The following is an 18,152-nucleotide window of genomic DNA, read 5'->3' as shown; positions in this document are numbered from 1 at the left end:
CGCCGGACATCTGGTAAATTCCAGAAATCCGGCGTGTTTTATAAGAGGTGCGTTTTGCTGTGCCTGTGCTTTATTATTTTGCGAGGAGCATCATAATCTGATTACTTCTGCTTACGAATTTTGTCATCTCGTCCGGAGAGAGCGGTTTGTGGCTGATCATTGCCAGATCATACAGCTGCTCGCAGAACAGGGATGTGTTGCCGTTCTCGCCATTCTTCAGAATGTACTGAACGAGCGGATGTTTTGCATTCAGGATCAGGGTTTCCTGTCCGCCGAACATGGACGGATCCATGCCGGTCATGCCGTACATCTTCATCATATCCTGCATCCGGCGGCTCTCCTCGGAAAGCGTTACCATGGAGGATACATTTTCGTCTTTCAGGTTCTCAACTTTGACGGTCAGATCTTTCTTGTCGAGGACTTTGCGGAAGAGATCGGTCAGAGTATTTGTAGCGTCGGTCAGATCCTCACCGGACTCGTCTTTCATATCGTTGGTCAGATCTGCATCGATGCGCTGGAAAGTTACATGCTCGTTGTAACGCTCTGCATGGGTGATGAAAGCGGAGTCGATGTTGTGTTTCAGGATGACAGCATCCATGCCCTGACTGCGGAACATGTTGATGTACTGGCTCTGCTGAACTTCGTCGGTGACGTAGTAAACAGTCGTTTTTTCCGGCTCTTTCTTCTCGTCAGCGTTTTCCGTATTTTCGGTATTCTCCGTAGTTTCAGCCTTCTCTTCGATGTTCTCTGCAGGAGCTTCTTCTTTCTTATTCTCGTTGATGCAGTCCTCAAGAGTCAGATATTTTCCGTCGATGTTCTTGAACAGAATATAGTCCATCATCTTCTTGGAGAATTTCTCGTCCTTGATGCATCCGTATTTGATGAATGGGTTGATATCATCCCAGTATTTCTCGTAATTCTCACGGTCGGTTTTGCACATGCCGGAGAGCTTGTCAGCGAATTTCTTGGAGATGTACTCGGAGATCTTCTTGACAAATCCGTCGTTCTGCAGTGCGCTTCGGGATACGTTCAGCGGCAGATCCGGGCAGTCGATGACGCCTTTTAAGAGCATCAGGTATTCCGGAATGACTTCTTTGATGTTGTCGGCAATAAATACCTGGTTGTTGTACAGCTTGATGGTTCCCTCGATGGAATCGTACTCGGTGTTGATACGCGGGAAGTAGAGGATACCTTTGAGGTTGAACGGATAGTCCATGTTCAGGTGGATCCAGAACAGCGGCTCGCGGTAGTCGTTGAAGACTTTGCGGTAGAATTCTTTATAATCCTCATCGCTGCACTCGTTTGGATGTTTGGTCCACAGCGGGTGGATATCACTGATGGAAACCGGGCGTTTGTTGATTTTTACTTTCTCTTTGGCCGGGGAAACTTCAACCTGCTCTTTCGTTCCGTCTTCTTTTTCTTTCTCTTCGTATTTTGCGTCCTCGTGGATGTGCTCTACGACAACGTCGTCATCTTTTAATTCGCTTTCATCGATGGTCTCGTATTCCTGCGGCGCATTTGCTTTGGACAGGAAAATTTCAACCGGCATGAAGGAGCAGTATTTTTCCAGAACTTCGCGGACACGGTATTCGTTTGCGAATTCCAGGCAGTCCTCGTTCAGGAACAGAGTGATTTCGGTACCAACAGTTGTCTTGCTGCCCTCGGACATATCGTACTCGGTGCTTCCGTCACAGGTCCAGTGTACCGGGGTGGATCCTTCTTTATAGGAAAGAGAATCGATGTGAACTTCATCTGCTACCATGAAAGCAGAGTAGAAACCAAGACCGAAGTGGCCGATCATCTGATCTGAATTCGTTTTGTCTTTGTATTTCTCCAGAAATTCGGTAGCGCCGGAGAAGGCGATCTGGGTAATATATTCTTCGACTTCGTCTGCGGTCATACCGATACCGTTATCGATGAATTTTAAGGTTTTCTCATCCGGGTTTACAATCACCTGAATGGCTGCTTTGTAGTCATCCGGCAGAGTATATTCGCCCATGCCGTCGAGTTTTTTCAGTTTGGTGATGGCATCGCAGCCGTTGGAAACGAGCTCGCGGACGAAGATATCGTGGTCGGAATACATCCATTTTTTGATAATCGGGAAAATATTGTCGCTGTTGATTGAAAGATTTCCATGTTTCGCACTCATGAGAAACACACTCCTTTTCTTATAAAAATATTTTGATCCAGCAAAGCGGGAATATCATGCTTTTTTAGATGTCTGCAGCTTTTTTACTGCTCTGATAGTTATAGTAATACTGGCACAGGGAAAAGTCAAGGGGAAATTAGCACTCGAGAAAAAAGAGTGCTAACAGAACGACGGAAAGTATTGAATTTACTGGTATTACGGTACTTTCTAAACTTTTTGTAAAGTCTGATCAAAAGGGCTGCGCAGTTGTTTCTGGAGAATGGATATGCTACAATGAAAAAGCATAGAAGCGTTTCGAACAGAAAGATTCCGAGGGTACATAAAAGAAAAATGGAGGAAATACATGACAAATGCGACAAAGGCGGCGCTGGAAGCGTCATTAAAAAAGCTGCTTTTGAAAAAGCCGCTGGACAAAATTACGATCAACGATCTGACGACAGACTGCGGCATCAGCCGGATGGCGTTTTATTATCATTTTAAGGATATCTACGATCTTGTCGAATGGTCGTGCCTGGAGGATGCGACGCAGGCGCTGCAGGGGAAGAAAACGTATGAGACATGGCAGGAAGGCCTGCAGCAGATTTTTGAGGCAGTGCTCGAGAATAAACCATTTATTATGAATGTCTATCACTCTGTAAGCCGGGAGCAGATCGAAACATATCTCTTTCATCTGACGCACGATCTGCTGTACGGTGTCGTGCAGGAAAAAGCAAAGGGAACCGGCATCTCCGAGGCGGATCAGAGTTTTATCGCAGATTTCTATAAGTATAGCTTTACCGGTGTCATGCTCGACTGGATCAAAGACGGAATGAAAGTGGATTACCATATGATTGCGGAAAAAATGCACCGCACGATGGAAGGAAATGTCGTCAATTCCATCCGAAATTTTGAAAAAAGAAATAAAATATAGTTACACTTTACAAAACAGGGCGGATGATAAAAATTTAATCATCCGCCCTGTTTTGTAAATGGAAAAGCGGGGAAAAATGAAGTAAGATTCAAATTGTCAACAGACAATGGCAACACAAATAGAAACTTGTAAAACAAAGAAAGCAGCATAACCTATACGAACCGGAAATTCGAAAAAACATTCCGGCAGTCGTATTTAGAAAAGAAAGGATGAACGTCTATGTCAAAAAAAGGATTAAAATTCGGAATCGCATCAGCAGCAGTCATCGGAGCTGGAGCAGCAGTGCTGCGGGCAAAAAACAAGAGTGAAGCAAAAAAAGCAGCGGAGACAACCACTGTAACATCAGAACCAAAGAATGATTACCGCAACACCGAGCGCGGAAAAGATAAGAAAAACAGCAAAGGCATTTATTACACCAACGGAAACTACGAAGCCTTCGCAAGACCGGAAAAACCGGAAGGCGTCGATGAGAAGAGCGCATACCTCGTAGGAAGCGGCCTCGCGGCCCTCGCAGCAGCGTGCTTCCTTGTAAGAGACGGCCAGATGAAAGGCGATCACATCCACATTCTGGAAGCCATGGACATCGCCGGCGGTGCCTGCGACGGTATCTACGATCCGACCCGCGGCTACATCATGAGAGGCGGCCGTGAGATGGAAAACCACTTCGAGTGCCTGTGGGATCTGTTCCACAGCATCCCGTCAATTGAGACACCTGGTGTATCCGTTCTTGATGAGTATTACTGGCTGAACAAAAAAGACCCGAACTACTCCCTGTGCCGTGCAACGAAGAACCGCGGCGAGGATGCCCATACCGACGGAAAGTTCAACCTGAGCCAGAAAGGCTGCATGGAGATCATGAAACTCTTCATGACAAGAGACGAGGATCTGTACGACAAGACGATCGAGGATGTTTTCGATGATGAAGTCTTCAATTCCACCTTCTGGCTGTACTGGAGAACGATGTTCGCATTTGAAAACTGGCATAGTGCACTGGAGATGAAGCTGTACTTCCAGCGGTTCATTCACCACATCGGCGGACTGCCGGACTTCTCCGCACTGAAATTCACGAAGTACAACCAGTATGAATCCCTGATTCTTCCGATGAAGAAATACCTCGAGGATGCCGGCGTAGACTTCCAGTTCAATACCGAAGTAACCAACGTTATCTTTGAAATCAACGATGGAAAGAAAGTAGCAAAAGCCATTGAGTGCAAGGTAAACGGCGTCGAGAAAGGCATCGTTCTCACCGAGAATGACCTCGTCTTCGTTACCAACGGAAGCTGCACCGAAGGCACGATCTACGGCGATCAGAACCATGCACCGAACGGTGATGCAGAGGTCCGCACGAGCGGCTGCTGGAGCCTGTGGAAAAACATTGCAAAACAGGATCCGTCCTTTGGACATCCGGAGAAATTCTGCTCCGATATTGCAAAGACAAACTGGGAATCCGCAACAATTACCACTCTCGACAATAAGATCATTCCGTATATCACCAATATCTGCAAACGTGATCCGAGAACCGGAAAGGTTGTTACCGGCGGTATCGTAAGCTGCCAGGATTCCAAGTGGCTTTTAAGCTGGACCATCAACCGTCAGGGACAGTTCAAAGAGCAGGATAAAGATAAGGTATGCGTATGGGTTTACAGCCTGTTCACCGACGTACCTGGCGACTATGTGAAGAAACCGATGAAAGAGTGCACTGGTAAAGAGATCACCGAAGAGTGGCTGTACCACCTCGGCGTGCCGGTTGACCAGATTCCGGAGCTGGCAGAGAACAGCGCTGTCTGCGTACCGACCATGATGCCGTATATCACCGCATTCTTTATGCCACGAAGAAAGGGCGACCGCCCGGATGTCATCCCGGATGGCTGCGTCAACTTCGCATTCCTCGGACAGTTCGCTGAGACACCAAGAGATACCATCTTCACGACAGAGTATTCCGTTCGTACCGCAATGGAAGCTGTTTACGGACTCCTCGGCGTAGACCGCGGCGTGCCGGAAGTATGGGGCAGCGTTTACGATATCCGCGATCTGCTGGACAGCTCCGTGAAACTGATGGATGGAAAATCTCCGCTGGAAATCGAGCTTCCTGGACCGCTCAACCTGCTGAAAAAACCTCTGCTGAAACTGGTAGATGGAAATGTAGTTGGAGATCTCTTAAAAGAGCATGGAATTATCAAAGAGGATATGGTGAAATAAGAAATAGAAAATAAGTAAGAAATGCAATAAGACCTGCGCTTTCAAACGGCGCAGGTCTTATTGCGTTGCTATGTATGCTCTCAAACAATTAAGCAGATTTCTTCGTGAAAAACAGCGCGGCACAGACGGCGGCGATGCCTCCAGCGAGCTTTGCAACGAGAAGCGGCACGACAAAATCAGGATCGGTGCCGAACGTAAATCCCATATGTGCGGCGATGGTCGATGCGGCGGAGACGAGGAAAGCTGCGTTTACAATCTTTCCGCGCTCGTCCATTTTTTCCATCATTGTGATCGCCGGAACAGGGCTGACAATGCCCATCAGAAGGCCGGCGGCACTGCTGTCGTTCATGCCGGTTTTTCTTCCAATAAAAGAGAGCGGCTTTTTGAGCACCCGCTGTAAAAGCTCCGCCGTCGGAAGGCTGCCGAGCAGTACAATGCCGATGGACGAGACGACCGCCATCGCGTCCTCCAGCGGCGCAAGGTCCGGGAGCAGCGAAAAGCCGGTCATATAGCAGAACGCGCCCGCGATGAGGCCGATCGTCGTCAGAAGCCGGATCACATCTGCAAATACCGTGAACGCGCGCACGGTCTGCTCCGGAAAACGCCAGATGCCGAACATCAGCAGAAAGCAGAAGAGGAGCACCGGGAGCGACTGAAGTACGATCTGCAGAAAAGAGAGTTCTGAGAGCAGTCCGCCGACGATCATCGTGACGGGAAGCGTGCCCGTGCCGATCAGCATGCCGCGGGAGAAAAAGAGGCGGTCGCCGCTTTTCAGCATTCCCATGCCGACCGGAATCGTAAAGGTGATGGTACAGCCAAGCGTCGCCGCAATCACAAGTCCTGCGTAGCGCACCATCTCCTGCGATGCCGAAAGCTCTCCGGCGAGCTGGTAGCCGCCCATGTCAATGGCGAGAATGCCGGCGAGAAGTCCCGCATCCAGCCCCAAAAAGTTCCAGATGGGAACGAGGGCGAAACGGAGAAAGCGGGAGAGCAGCGGGGTGAGGCAGATGATGCCCGACATGGAAAGTGCCGTCGGTCCAAGCAGCGTAAAGCCCTCCTCAAACCGTTTTCCAAGTCCGAAGCGATTGCCAGCGATCCGGTCGACACCGCCGAGTACCGCGCCGACTGCCATGATCCACATAATAATCTGATTCATAAAAAGAGAACCTTTCTAAATAAGTATTTTGTCTTTATATCTGTTCTTCAAATGCAATTTCATTTTTCAGCAGAAACTGGCGGACTTCCTCATCGAAGACGCGGTCGAGCGACTTGTCCATCGTAAAGATTTTGAGGGAAGTTCCGGTGGTAAGTAAGAGTTTTCCGTCCTTATACTGAAAATTCAGAAAGCATCCAAACACGTTCTCTATTTCCAGCGGCAGCGCATGGTCCGCGATCATTTTTTCGCACGCCGCCTGCGGAAGCTGAAACACAAATTTGAACTGCAGGGGTGTCCGTTTTCCTTTGATGACGGAATAGCAGAACGATTTCACATCTTTCCAGAGAAGCCGCGTCCGCCCTTTTTCTTTTAAGAGCTGCGCGTCATCGGGATCGAAAAAGTCCGTGTGAAGACTGCCGTCGATGGAGAACGTCGTAAACGTTGTGATCGACGCCTCGGAGACGGGAAAGCGGTCAAATGTCTCGAGACGGAGCAGAGTGTTCATAAAATTCTTTAACTGTGTAATCTGCAGGATAATCATCCGTAGTTAAAACCAGCCTTTCTTTTTAAAATACCAAATTTCAACAGCAACAATGAGAATACAGACGCCGATCAGGATGAAGTACGCATACGGGGCAGAAAGCTCAGGCATATGCGTAAAATTCATGCCGTACCAGCCGGCGATCAGGGAAAGCGGGAAAAAGATCGTCGAGACGACCGTCAGAATCCGCATCGTATCGTTCTGACGCAGGTCGATCTGCGCCTGCTGCATCTCGCGGATCTGCAGGGCGTACTCCCGCAGCATCTGGGTGTGGTCGTACAAACGGTCCACGCGGTTTCCAAGGCGCGAAAACTGACGGGCGCATTCCGGGGGAAGAAAGTGATTTTCGTCCTCGGAGAGTATTTCGCACATGTCGAGAAGCTGCTGGTAATAGGCATGGAACACGAGCAGCTCCCGACGAATCGTGATCAGGGTCCGCTGCAGCTCTTTTGGCAGAGTGTCGAGAAGAGACTCCTCGATTGTCGCGAGGCGCTTCTCAAAATTCTGCAGATAGAGCATATCCTCCTGGATCAGCGATTCCAGAAACGAGAAAAACAGGTGGAAGACATCGGAAGTATCGAGCGGTTCTTCCGGGAAGAGGAGGCTCTGCAAAGCCGGAAGTGTCTGTTCGTCGGCTGCCAGAATAAGCTGCCCCCGGTCGAGATAAAACGCAAGCGAGAATGCAAGGTGAAGCGGATGCGTCTTGTCCGGGACGGCAAGCGATCCGACCAGGCAGTCAGGCAGCAGCTCTGCGCGGCAGTATTCGATGCGCTCCGGCTGCAGACTGCGCCGGAAAAGAGAAAATCCGGGCAGCGCCGCGCAGGCTTTGGAAGCTTCCGAAAACGAAAGCAGGGAAAGCCGGACCGAATCCGAAAAAGTCCATTCCATACGTACCACCTCCTGAAAATAAGCAATGGAAAAATATCCATAAACAAAAAAGCCGTATGACCGTAGTATACCGCAAAAAGGGGAGTGCGACAAGAAAAGGAAAAAACTTTTAACGGAAAAACTTTTATTGGGAAAAAACTTTTTGCAATGGAGCACTAAGTGTGTTATGATAAAATGTAGTTATCAAAACTACATGACAAAATATCAAAAAATTCACTGTGTCGAATTCGTCCCTAGTTCAGGAAGGTTTGAAAAAGAGCGGTGATTGGAAATACGAAACATCCGCAGTGAGAAAAAGCGGAATCAAGTTTGGAGGGACAAAATATATGAGTTTTCACATTGTTGCAGACAGCTGCTGTGAACTGACAGCAGATATGAAAAAAAGAGGAAATATTGAAATTGCACCGCTGACCCTGGAAGTCGGCGGAGAATCCATTCTGGATGACGAGACATTCGACCAGAAATATTTTTTAAAGAGAGTAGCGGAATGTCCGGAGTGCCCGAAATCCGCCTGCCCGTCGCCGGATTATTTCCGGAAATCTTTTCTGAACGGAGCAGAACGGTGCTACGCGGTCACACTTTCCGCACAGCTCAGCGGTTCCTATAACAGCGCAGTGCTCGGTGCAAACCTGGCGCAGGAGGAGAACGAGGATCTGAAGATTCACGTATTCAATTCCAGAAGCGCATCGATAGGAGAGACCCTGATCGTGAAAAAAATCGTGGAGTGCGAGGAAGCCGGCATGAGCTTTGAGCGCGTCGTAGAGACAGTAGAACTCTATATCAGCACACAGAACACCTATTTCGTGCTGGAAAATCTCGAAACTCTGCGGAAAAACGGCCGTCTTTCCAAGGCGAAAGCACTCGTTGCATCCGCCCTTAAAATCAAACCGGTCATGGGCGCCACACCGGAGGGCGATATCGTTCAGCTCGATCAGGCGCGCGGCATCAACAAAGCACTGATGAAAATGGTCGATGCCATTGTAAATGACGCACAGCATGTAGAAAACAAAACGCTTGCCATCTCTCATTGCAACTGCCCGGAGCGCGCCGAGATGGTAAAAGAAGCCCTTCTGGAGCGCCTTGCGGTACAGGATGTCTTCGTACTCGATACCCAGGGCGTCAGCAGTATGTATGCAAATGACGGCGGAATTATCATTGCATTATAACTTTTCTCTTCCCTTTTTGTTGAAAATGTAGTATAATTTTCAACATGTTTGAAAGTGCCGCCGAGCACTTTTTAGAAATCAAAGGAGAAGTAGAACCATGAGTCAGGAAAAAGTTGACCGCTATAAAAAGGAAAAAGCGAACCGTGAGAAAATCATGAGACGTGAAAGATGGATCACGAGACTGGAAGTTACCGCTTTCGTCGTTGTGCTGGCTACCCTGATCGGCTGGTTCTCCGTTGCTGTTTACCAGAACTCGGTAGCAGAGAAAAAGGCGAACCGCACGACAGAAACCACAACGATGAACGTGACGGATATTCAGAATTATCTGAGCGAGACCAACACATCCAGCGACAGCAGTGCAGATGACACCAGCGACAGCTCTGATGCTTCCGATACATCTTCGGACAGCACAGCAGATACGGCAAGTGACAGCACAGCAGATTCCATCAGCGAAAGTACAGCGGAATAAGCAGAATTGTTAAAGAAAGTAAAAGCGCTTACCACAGACGGGAAAATCCCGGAGTGATAAGCGCTTTTGTTATAGAGATTTATAGCAATCCCCGAAAATAATGCAAAAAATTCAGCACCGCAGAGCGTGAATTACTGCGTCACAGATTTTCGTCGTACCCCAGTACGCCTTCAAATCTGTTCCTTGCAATTCGCGCTCTGCAGCACTGCCTTTTTTGCATTATTTTCGGGTCTTGCTATAGAAAAAACTATGAGAAACACGCTCCGCGAGTTTCTCAAGTTATCGCGGCAGTCGCCAAGGTCTCGTGCAGGCATGGACTTTGGCTCGTTGCCCGCGTAAATTAAAAAACCGGAGGACATACATCCCCCGGCCTTTCGCTTATGGTTAATTAGCATTTAACAACGTTGGAAGCCTGCATTCCGCGAGCACCCTCGGTAAGATCGTAAGTAACCGCCTGACCTTCGTCAAGAGTTTTGAATCCTTCACCCTGGATAGCGGAGAAATGTACGAATACATCGTTTCCGTCTTCGCCTGTGATGAAGCCATAGCCCTTCTCTGCGTTAAACCATTTCACTGTTCCCTTGTTCATTGTGAGTTACCTCCATAAAATTAAAAAATAAGCATGATGTGGGAATGCATATGTTCCCCCATAAGCGAGTGAACTTTTGATAAAAAAATTCACTAGCTATTACAGATTATATTGAAGGTGAATGCTAATATAATCTCTAATAGCTAGTGACCACGTATTACATCTCAACATCTTCTCGATTGAGACCATTATAATCTTGCAAATCAAAAAAGTCAAGAAAAAACTCTTTATTTCAGGAAAGATTTCGTGTATTATAAAAAGGAATAAATGGTCGGACGACGGCCAGAAGAAAAGAAAGGATCAGAGAACGTAAGATGAGTATCTTAATCAAAAATGGACAGGTCATCGACCCGGCCACCCAAAAAGACGAAATCAGTGATGTTCTGATCGAAAACGGCGTTATTACACGGGTTGAAAAAGGAATCCGCGTAAAAGATGCGCAGGTAATAGATGCAAAAGGCTGCTATGTAATGCCTGGCATCATCGATATGCATGTACATCTCCGCGACCCGGGGCAGACATATAAAGAAGATATTGAAAGCGGTTCGAAAGCAGCAGCAAAAGGAGGCGTGACAACGCTGGTAGCGATGCCGAATACAAAACCGGTCATCGACAGCCCGGACCGCGTCAACTATGTAACGATCAAAGCAGACCGTTTTTCTCCGATTAATGTACTGCAGGCAGGCGCCATCACAGTAGGACAGAAGGGTGAAGAGCTCGCCGATATCGAGGGCATGGTAAAAGCCGGCATCCCGGCGATCAGCGAGGACGGAAAATCCGTTATGAACGCGCTGCTCTACAAAGAGGCAATGGAGATTGCCGCAGAGAAAAACATTCCGGTGCTGGCTCACTGCGAGGACAAGAACCTCGTAAACGGCGGCTGCATGAATGAGGATGCAAACTCGAGAGAGTGGCATCTGCCGGGCATCACAAACTCCGTAGAGAACACGATTGTTGCAAGAGATATCGTACTTGCCGCAGAGACAGGTGCACACCTGCATCTGTGTCACTGCTCGACCAAAGAGAGCGTGGATATGGTGCGTGAGGCGAGAAAGGCCGGCGTTTCGATTTCCGCCGAGGTCTGCCCGCATCACTTTACCCTCTGCAGCGACGACATCGTAAAGGGCGACACCAACTACAAGATGAATCCGCCGCTCCGTACGAAAGAGGATCTCGAGGCACTGCGCCAGGGTCTGAAAGACGATGTCTTCGATGTCATCAGCACCGATCATGCACCGCATGCGCTGACCGAGAAACAGGAGTCCTTCAAGAAAGCTCCGTTCGGCATCGTCGGACTGGAGACGAGCGTGGCTCTTACCATCACCGAACTTGTGGATACCGAGATCATCACCCCGATGCAGATGGCGGAGAAGATGAGCTACAATCCGGCAAAAATCCTGCACCTGGACAAGAAAGGTTCTCTTGCACCTGGCATGGACGCCGATGTGGTTGTCATCGATCCGGAAGCAGAGTATGTGATCGATCCGAAGGAGTTTGTTTCCAAGGGCAAAAACACTCCGTTCGGCGGTAAGAAAGTCAAAGGAAAAGTTATGGCTACCGTATGCGGCGGCAAGATTGTATACGAAGCTGAGTAATTTCTATAAGAAAAGACAGAAGAGGGAGAGTAAGCAGATGATTAACAAACTGATTGCAAACATTAAAAAAACAAATGCACCGATCGTCGTAGGTCTGGACCCGATGCTGAACTATGTGCCGGAGCACGTACAGAAAAAGGCATTTGCCGAGTACGGAGAGACACTCGAAGGAGCTGCAGAGGCCGTTTGGCAGTTCAATAAAGCGATTGTCGACGCAACATACGATTTGATTCCGGCTGTAAAACCGCAGGTTGCCATGTATGAGCAGTTCGGCGTTCCGGGAATGGCAGCGTATGAGAAGACCGTTTCCTACTGCCAGGAAAAGGGTCTCGTTGTCATCGGCGATATCAAACGAGGCGATATCGGTTCTACTTCTGAGGCGTATGCAGTCGGCCACCTCGGCCACGTGCAGGTGGGAAGCAAATCCTATGCCGGATTCCATGAGGATTTTGCAACTGTCAATCCGTATCTTGGATCTGACGGCGTAAAACCGTTCATCAAGGTCTGCAAAGAGGAGAAAAAAGGTATCTTTGTTCTGGTAAAAACCTCGAACCCGTCCAGCGGCGAGTTCCAGGACCGCATCATCGACGGACGTCCGCTGTATGAGTGGGTCGGCGAGCAGGTTGCCGCGTGGGGCGAGGAGCACATGGGCGATGATTACAGCTATGTGGGAGCTGTTGTCGGCGCTACGTACCCGGAGATGGGCAAGGTGCTGCGTAAGGTAATGCCGAAATCCTACATCCTGGTACCGGGCTACGGTGCACAGGGCGGAAAAGGAAAAGACCTCGTTCACTTCTTCAATGAGGACGGACTGGGTGCAATCGTAAACTCTTCGAGAGGTATTATCGCTGCTTACAAACAGGAAAAATATGCCGAGTTTGGCACTGAGAACTTTGCGGATGCTTCGAGAGCAGCTGTAAAGGATATGGTTGAGGATATCAGCGGGGCGCTTGCTGCTGCAAAATAAGAATACAGGGTGAAAAGCTCAGAAGGTCTGCCGGGTAGATGTTATGTCCGCCGGAGGATATTTTGGGCTTTTCGCCGATTCAAGAAAATAAAAGGAGTGTTCAGCTTATGAAAATCAAGGAATGCTGTACTGTGGAAAGTCAGGAGTGCATTGCAAAAGGAATTTACAGCATGTGGATTTCCACGAAAGTGATTGCGAAAGAGGCGAAGGCCGGCCAGTTTATTTCTCTGTTTTCGAAGGACGGCAGCCGTCTTCTGCCGCGTCCGATTTCTCTTTGTGAGATCGACCGAGAGGGAGGAAGACTTCGGATTGTCTACCGTGTGGCAGGTGCAGGAACGGAGGAGTTTTCGCATCTGAAAGCGGGGGATGAGGTTGATATTTTAGGGCCGCTTGGAAATGGATTCCCGATCGAGGAAGGTAAGGGAAAACGTGTGATGCTGATGGGCGGCGGTATCGGTGTTCCGCCGATGCTGCAGACGGCGAAGGATCTTGGAACGGACACGATCATCTGCTGTGGTTACCGCGATGAGTTGTTCTTAAATGAGGAGTTTGCTGCGGCAGGCGATCTTCATATTGCAACGGAGGACGGAAGTGCCGGTGTGAAGGGCAATGTGATGGATGCGGTGCGCGAGGATCATCTGGAAGCAGATGTAATTTTTGCCTGCGGTCCGGCTCCGATGCTGCGTGCGATTAAGGCGTACGGTCTGGAAAAGGGAATTCCATGCTGGATTTCGATGGAAGAGAAGATGGCGTGCGGCGTTGGCGCATGTCTTGCGTGTGTCTGCCAGTCGACTGAGGTGGATGGTCATTCACATGTGCACAACAAGCGGATCTGCAAGGACGGACCTGTCTTTTTAAGTACGGAAATTGAGCTGTAAGTGACGCGAGGAGGAGAAAAAGCGATGAAGACAAGTGTGAATCTGGCGGGTGTGGAACTGAAGAATCCGGTTATGACGGCATCTGGTACGTTTGGCTCCGGCGCGGAGTACAGTGAGTTTGTGGATTTGAAGGAGCTTGGCGCGGTTGTGACGAAGGGTGTTGCGAATGTGCCGTGGCCGGGGAATCCGACGCCGCGTATTGCGGAGGTTTACGGCGGAATGCTGAATGCGATCGGGCTGCAGAATCCTGGTGTTGATGTGTTCTGTGAGAGGGATATTCCGTTTTTGAAACAGTTTGACACGAAGATTGTGGTGAATGTGTGTGGACGGACGACGGAGGATTACTGTGAGGTTGTGGAGCGATTGACTTCGGAGCCGGTGGATCTGCTGGAGATTAATATTTCGTGCCCGAATGTGAAGGAGGGCGGTATTGCGTTTGGACAGGATCCGAAGGCGGTGGAGGCGATCACCAGAGAAGTTAAAAAATATGCGAAGCAGCCGATTATTATGAAATTGAGCCCGAATGTGACGGATATTACGGAGATGGCGCGGGCTGCGGAAGCCGGCGGGGCGGATGTGCTGTCGCTGATCAATACGCTTACTGGGATGAAGATTGATATTGAACGGCAGAAGTTTGCGATTGCGAATAAGACTGGCGGTATGTCGGGGCCGGCGGTGAAGCCGATTGCGGTGCGGATGGTGTATCAGGTGGCGCAGGCAGTGAAAGTGCCGATTATTGGTATGGGCGGTATTGCGTCGGCGGAGGATGCGCTGGAGTTTATTCTGGCGGGGGCTACGGCGGTTTCGATTGGGACGGCGAATTTCTTTAATCCGTATGCGACTGTTGAAACGGTTCGCGGTATCGAAGAGTATATGAGAAGGCATAAGGTTGACGATATTAATTCGCTGATCGGGGCGGTGAGATAAGACGGACGGCCTCGAGCGGCTTCGCATCTGCGGTGCGGCGGGCGAGAAAAAGAGGGCGGAACTGTGGCTCAGAATGGGTACAGGGAAACGGGAACCATCCCATTTTCCTGCACCTGTTCCGGGCTCATAGTTTCTGCCCTCTTTTTCTATGCCCGCCACACGGCAGGCGCAAATTCCAGTGAGGTCTGGTTGTGTGGAGCTGAAACGAAGTAGGTCTGGATCCGCCGGGGGCGGATCGGCGTGAGAGTGTTGTGGTGGGTGCATAGTATATAGAAAATGGAAGGTGGTATGTGAGATGAAGTATGGGATCATTAAAGTGAAGCGGGCGTTTTTGTATGAGGAGAATGGGGTTGATGTGGTGGATGAGGTGTTTTTTTGGATGGAGCGTGATGTGGGAAGATGAGGGGGAGTGGATTGAGGTTTGGACGCATTATGGGTGGATTGAGGTTTGGACGCATTATGGGTATCGGGGGTGGATGGAGAGGAATTTGATTGAAGAGAAAAGCCGGGAGTGGATGGAGGGGAGGGAAAGGCAGGGAATACGTGATGTGGTGACACGCGGGTTTGCGGATGTGATGAGGGGAGCGCGGGTGCAGGCGCGGATGTTGGAGACGCTGGGACGGGGGTGTTTTGTGGAGAAAATGGAGGAGACGGAGAATGGGTATTGCAGGGTGAAACTGGCGAATGGGATCAGTGGGTTTGTGCCGGAGGTGGCATTAAGAAAAAGACTGGAGAATGGGATCAGTGGGTTTGTGCCGGAGGTGGCATTAAGAAAAAGACTGGATTCGGATCGGTTTTTGTGGGGAAAATCGGAAGAGAGGTTTTTTGTGGAGCAGGGGATTCCGGAGGGGTGGTCGGAAGAGAAGTTTCGGAGGAAGGTTGTGGAGTGTGCGAAGGGGTATCTTGGATGCCAGTACCGGTGGGGCGGGAAGGCGGCGGATGGGATTGACTGTTCGGGTGTGGTGTTTATGGTGTATTTGATGTTCGGGTGTGGTGTTTATGGTGTATTTGATGAATGGGGTTTGATTTGGCGGGATGCGGATATCAAGGAAGGGTATCCGATGAAGCGATCTGGAGAGAAGGGGAGGATGAAGCGATCTGGAGAGAAGGGGAGGAGATGGTGTCTGGATGGAGGGAGGGCGAAGGCCGGGGATCTGCTGTTCTGGAGGGGGCATGTGGGGATGTATCTGGGGGACGGCAGGTATCTGCACTGTACGGGGCATGAGAGGGTGTTTGGGTGCAGGGTGAATAGTCTGCGGAGAGGGGATGAGGATTTTCGGGAGGATCTGGCGGAGGCGTTGAAAGTGGTTGGGAGTGTTTTTCGTGAAATATCTGGAAGCGGAAAGCTGGAGGAAAAGAGCGATGTACCGTGAAAAACAGGCATCACGGGCGGCACGGGAGTAAATAAGACATATATAATTGACATCAGGAAATATCATTTTTGTATTGGAAATCCCTGAAAAAGTTTGTTATAATAATAACAAAGTCGAAAACAAAAGACAAAAGGCGGCTCAAACAGAGAGTAGGAAAAACAGAAATTCTGCTGATCTGATCTGCCGGAGCTGTCCATCAGAAGCAAAACAAGAAAGGGGTTCTGAACAATGGCAAGATTTACATTACCAAGGGATTTATACCACGGAAAGGGTGCTTTAGAGGCACTGAAAACATTCGAAGGAAAACGTGCAATCGTCTGTGTAGGCGGCGGCTCCATGAAACGTTTCGGTTTCCTGGATCGCGCAGTAGACTACCTGAAAGAAGCCGGCATGGAAGTACAGCTTTTTGATGGAATCGAGTCTGACCCGTCAGTCGAGACTGTTATGCGCGGAGCAAAAGCGATGGAAGAGTTCCAGCCGGACTGGATCGTAGCAATGGGCGGCGGATCTCCGATCGACGCAGCAAAAGCAATGTGGATCAAATACGAGTATCCAGACATCACCTTCGAAGAAATGTGCAAGGTATTCGGAATGCCGAAACTCCGCAGAAAAGCTCATTTCTGTGCAATTTCTTCTACATCCGGAACAGCAACCGAGGTAACCGCGTTCGCAGTTATCACAGACTATGAAAAAGGTATCAAATACCCGCTGGCAGACTTCGAAATCACGCCGGACGTTGCAATCGTAGATCCGGATCTGGCAGAGACGATGCCGCAAAAGTTAGTTGCTCACACCGGTATGGACGCTATGACCCATGCAATCGAGGCATACGTTTCCACCGCGAACTGTGACTTCACCGATCCGCTGGCACTGTATGCAATCAAGATGATTCAGGCAGACCTGGTAGATTCCTACAACGGAGATATGGCAAAACGTGACAGCATGCACAACGCACAGTGCCTCGCTGGTATGGCATTCTCCAATGCACTTCTTGGTATTGTTCACTCCATGGCACATAAAACAGGCGCAGCATTCGCTGATTACGGCGCTCACCTGATCCACGGCGCAGCAAACGCTATGTACCTGCCGAAGGTTATCGCGTTCAACGCAAAAGACGAGACTGCAGCAAAACGTTATGCAGTGATCGCTGACGAGATGAAACTTGGCGGCGAGACAACGGAAGAGAAAGTAAAACTCCTCATTGACTATCTGCGCGGCATGAACGACAAACTGAACATTCCGCACTGCATCAAGAACTACGGAAAAGACAGCTATCCGACCGAGCAGGGCTTCGTTCCGGAAGACGTATTCCTGGAGAGACTGCACGACATCGCTGTAAATGCCATCGCCGATGCCTGCACCGGATCCAACCCGAGACAGCCATCTGTTGAAGAGATGGAAAAACTGCTGAAATGCTGCTACTATGATACAGAAGTAGATTTCTAAAAAGAAAACATATCGAAATCCCTCCGTTCTCTGGGCGGAGGGATTTTTTGCGTCAGAGAATGAAATTTATTTGTGTGGATTTTATGTTTTTTATGCGAAATCCTGTGTCTGGACTGGAAAAACAGAGGCGTTTATGGTAGTATAGAAAAGAATAGAAGTAAAAACGGGCGGCATTGCGAAAAAAGATGCCTTCCCCTGAAAATATGGAGGAAAAAAGATGGAACAGTACAAGCAGGAGTTTATCGAGTTCATGGTCGAGAGCCAGGTATTAAAATTTGGAGAGTTTACTCTGAAAAGCGGAAGAAAATCCCCGTTCTTCATGAATGCGGGCGCTTACGTAACCGGAAGCCAGTTAAAACGTCTCGGCGAGTATTATGCAAAAGCAATCCATGACAATTATGGACTGGATTTCGACGTTCTGTTTGGACCGGCCTACAAAGGAATCCCGCTCAGCGTTGTAACCGCCATTGCGATTCATGATCTCTACGGTGTGGAAGTACGTTACTGCTCCAACCGGAAAGAAGCAAAAGACCACGGCGGAGATGCAGGACTGCTGCTTGGAAGCAAAATTAAAGACGGCGACCGCGTTGTCATCATCGAGGATGTTACCACCTCCGGAAAATCCATCGAGGAGACGTTCCCGATCATCCAGGCACAGGGCAATGTGGAGATCAAAGGTCTGATGGTATCCTTAAACCGTATGGAGCGCGGAAAAGGCGACAAGAGCGCACTTGAGGAAATCCAGGAAACCTATGGCTTCCCGGCAAATGCCATTGTAACCATGGAGGATGTCATCACCTATCTGTACAACCGTCCATGCCAGGGCAAAATCCAGATCGATGACAAGATGAAGGCTGCCATTGATGCTTATTATGAGGAGTACGGTGTCAAATAAGACG

16 protein-coding genes are annotated in these 18,152 nt (G+C 49.3%); 11 read left to right on the top strand and 5 right to left on the bottom strand.

What is annotated here, in order from left to right; translation table 11 throughout:
* Window positions 1-73: 73 nt before the first annotated feature.
* On the bottom strand, window positions 74-2,149 hold the full coding sequence (gene htpG, locus DW965_RS02410; protein ID WP_118640277.1) for a molecular chaperone HtpG: 2,076 nt from the start codon (window positions 2,147-2,149) through the stop codon (window positions 74-76).
* A 343-nt stretch (window positions 2,150-2,492) separates the two neighbouring features.
* Here htpG and DW965_RS02405 point away from each other — a divergent pair, with 343 nt between their 5' ends.
* Together DW965_RS02405 and DW965_RS02400 are read left to right on the top strand one after the other, a co-directional pair.
* Window positions 2,493-3,059 carry a TetR-like C-terminal domain-containing protein gene (locus DW965_RS02405; protein ID WP_022461989.1) on the top strand — a complete coding sequence of 189 codons (567 nt, stop codon included), beginning with the start codon at window positions 2,493-2,495 and terminating at the stop codon, window positions 3,057-3,059.
* 219 nt (window positions 3,060-3,278) lie between these two features.
* Window positions 3,279-5,258, top strand: coding sequence for an oleate hydratase (locus tag DW965_RS02400; protein ID WP_022461990.1), 1,980 nt, complete (start codon window positions 3,279-3,281; stop codon window positions 5,256-5,258).
* Between the two features lie 88 nt (window positions 5,259-5,346).
* On the opposite strand, the gene DW965_RS02395 is transcribed toward DW965_RS02400, so the two are convergent.
* From DW965_RS02395 to DW965_RS02385, 3 genes are read right to left on the bottom strand one after another with little or no spacing between them, the layout of a single operon-like run.
* Window positions 5,347-6,414: an ethanolamine utilization protein EutH gene (locus DW965_RS02395; protein WP_118640278.1), complete on the bottom strand. Its 1,068-nt coding sequence runs from the start codon at window positions 6,412-6,414 to the stop codon at window positions 5,347-5,349.
* 34 nt (window positions 6,415-6,448) lie between these two features.
* Window positions 6,449-6,955 carry a DUF5721 family protein gene (locus DW965_RS02390; RefSeq protein WP_055221274.1) on the bottom strand — a complete coding sequence of 169 codons (507 nt, stop codon included), beginning with the start codon at window positions 6,953-6,955 and terminating at the stop codon, window positions 6,449-6,451.
* 6 nt (window positions 6,956-6,961) lie between these two features.
* Window positions 6,962-7,843, bottom strand: a complete 882-nt coding sequence (locus DW965_RS02385) for a magnesium transporter CorA family protein (RefSeq protein WP_022461993.1) — start codon at window positions 7,841-7,843, stop codon at window positions 6,962-6,964.
* Window positions 7,844-8,169: 326 nt separating this feature from the next.
* Here DW965_RS02385 and DW965_RS02380 point away from each other — a divergent pair, with 326 nt between their 5' ends.
* Window positions 8,170-9,009, top strand: a complete 840-nt coding sequence (locus DW965_RS02380) for a DegV family protein (protein ID WP_117804339.1) — start codon at window positions 8,170-8,172, stop codon at window positions 9,007-9,009.
* A 97-nt stretch (window positions 9,010-9,106) separates the two neighbouring features.
* Window positions 9,107-9,478, top strand: a complete 372-nt coding sequence (locus tag DW965_RS02375; protein WP_117509733.1) for a hypothetical protein — start codon at window positions 9,107-9,109, stop codon at window positions 9,476-9,478.
* Window positions 9,479-9,866: 388 nt separating this feature from the next.
* Here DW965_RS02375 and DW965_RS02365 read toward each other — a convergent pair whose 3' ends face one another.
* Complete coding sequence (locus DW965_RS02365; protein ID WP_022461996.1) at window positions 9,867-10,067, bottom strand: cold-shock protein; 201 nt, start codon at window positions 10,065-10,067, stop codon at window positions 9,867-9,869.
* Between the two features lie 314 nt (window positions 10,068-10,381).
* On the opposite strand from DW965_RS02365, the gene DW965_RS02360 reads away from it, so the two are divergent.
* The 7 genes from DW965_RS02360 to pyrE all read left to right on the top strand — a co-directional run bounded on the left by DW965_RS02360 (window position 10,382) and on the right by pyrE (window position 18,148).
* The gene (locus DW965_RS02360; protein WP_022461997.1) at window positions 10,382-11,662 is read left to right on the top strand and encodes a dihydroorotase; all 1,281 of its coding nucleotides are present in this window, start codon (window positions 10,382-10,384) and stop codon (window positions 11,660-11,662) included.
* Between the two features lie 37 nt (window positions 11,663-11,699).
* Window positions 11,700-12,629 (top strand): orotidine-5'-phosphate decarboxylase, encoded by a 930-nt coding sequence (gene pyrF, locus DW965_RS02355; RefSeq protein ID WP_022461998.1) that lies wholly within the window; start codon window positions 11,700-11,702, stop codon window positions 12,627-12,629.
* Between the two features lie 107 nt (window positions 12,630-12,736).
* Window positions 12,737-13,507: a dihydroorotate dehydrogenase electron transfer subunit gene (locus tag DW965_RS02350; protein WP_022461999.1), complete on the top strand. Its 771-nt coding sequence runs from the start codon at window positions 12,737-12,739 to the stop codon at window positions 13,505-13,507.
* A gap of 24 nt (window positions 13,508-13,531) precedes the next feature.
* Window positions 13,532-14,434: a dihydroorotate dehydrogenase gene (locus DW965_RS02345; protein WP_117804316.1), complete on the top strand. Its 903-nt coding sequence runs from the start codon at window positions 13,532-13,534 to the stop codon at window positions 14,432-14,434.
* Between the two features lie 389 nt (window positions 14,435-14,823).
* Window positions 14,824-15,807, top strand: a complete 984-nt coding sequence (locus DW965_RS02340; RefSeq protein ID WP_158582785.1) for a C40 family peptidase — start codon at window positions 14,824-14,826, stop codon at window positions 15,805-15,807.
* A gap of 228 nt (window positions 15,808-16,035) precedes the next feature.
* Window positions 16,036-17,253 (top strand): iron-containing alcohol dehydrogenase, encoded by a 1,218-nt coding sequence (locus DW965_RS02335; protein WP_119197971.1) that lies wholly within the window; start codon window positions 16,036-16,038, stop codon window positions 17,251-17,253.
* Window positions 17,254-17,470: 217 nt separating this feature from the next.
* Entirely contained in the window at window positions 17,471-18,148 is a 678-nt protein-coding gene (gene pyrE, locus DW965_RS02330; RefSeq protein WP_022462007.1) for an orotate phosphoribosyltransferase, read from the top strand.
* Window positions 18,149-18,152: the final 4 nt, after the last annotated feature.

This window comes from Blautia sp. AM47-4, from assembly GCF_003479865.1.
Classification (GTDB): domain Bacteria; phylum Bacillota; class Clostridia; order Lachnospirales; family Lachnospiraceae; genus Fusicatenibacter; species Fusicatenibacter saccharivorans.
The sequence above is the reverse complement of the archived record's forward strand: the minus strand, read 5'-3'. Positions and strand labels throughout refer to the sequence as shown.

Excerpts from the sequence above, each read along its gene's own strand:
- DW965_RS02385 (WP_022461993.1), bottom strand. The coding sequence starts at position 7,843 with ATGGAATGGACTTTTTCGGATTCGGTCCGGCTTTCCCTGCTTTCGTTT.
- DW965_RS02395 (WP_118640278.1), bottom strand. The coding sequence starts at position 6,414 with ATGAATCAGATTATTATGTGGATCATGGCAGTCGGCGCGGTACTCGGC.
- DW965_RS02405 (WP_022461989.1), top strand. The coding sequence starts at position 2,493 with ATGACAAATGCGACAAAGGCGGCGCTGGAAGCGTCATTAAAAAAGCTG.
- DW965_RS02365 (WP_022461996.1), bottom strand. The coding sequence starts at position 10,067 with ATGAACAAGGGAACAGTGAAATGGTTTAACGCAGAGAAGGGCTATGGC.
- DW965_RS02350 (WP_022461999.1), top strand. The coding sequence starts at position 12,737 with ATGAAAATCAAGGAATGCTGTACTGTGGAAAGTCAGGAGTGCATTGCA.
- DW965_RS02380 (WP_117804339.1), top strand. The coding sequence starts at position 8,170 with ATGAGTTTTCACATTGTTGCAGACAGCTGCTGTGAACTGACAGCAGAT.
- DW965_RS02390 (WP_055221274.1), bottom strand. The coding sequence starts at position 6,955 with ATGATTATCCTGCAGATTACACAGTTAAAGAATTTTATGAACACTCTG.
- pyrF (WP_022461998.1), top strand. The coding sequence starts at position 11,700 with ATGATTAACAAACTGATTGCAAACATTAAAAAAACAAATGCACCGATC.
- htpG (WP_118640277.1), bottom strand. The coding sequence starts at position 2,149 with ATGAGTGCGAAACATGGAAATCTTTCAATCAACAGCGACAATATTTTC.
- DW965_RS02360 (WP_022461997.1), top strand. The coding sequence starts at position 10,382 with ATGAGTATCTTAATCAAAAATGGACAGGTCATCGACCCGGCCACCCAA.
- DW965_RS02345 (WP_117804316.1), top strand. The coding sequence starts at position 13,532 with ATGAAGACAAGTGTGAATCTGGCGGGTGTGGAACTGAAGAATCCGGTT.
- pyrE (WP_022462007.1), top strand. The coding sequence starts at position 17,471 with ATGGAACAGTACAAGCAGGAGTTTATCGAGTTCATGGTCGAGAGCCAG.
- DW965_RS02375 (WP_117509733.1), top strand. The coding sequence starts at position 9,107 with ATGAGTCAGGAAAAAGTTGACCGCTATAAAAAGGAAAAAGCGAACCGT.
- DW965_RS02340 (WP_158582785.1), top strand. The coding sequence starts at position 14,824 with ATGTGGGAAGATGAGGGGGAGTGGATTGAGGTTTGGACGCATTATGGG.
- DW965_RS02400 (WP_022461990.1), top strand. The coding sequence starts at position 3,279 with ATGTCAAAAAAAGGATTAAAATTCGGAATCGCATCAGCAGCAGTCATC.
- DW965_RS02335 (WP_119197971.1), top strand. The coding sequence starts at position 16,036 with ATGGCAAGATTTACATTACCAAGGGATTTATACCACGGAAAGGGTGCT.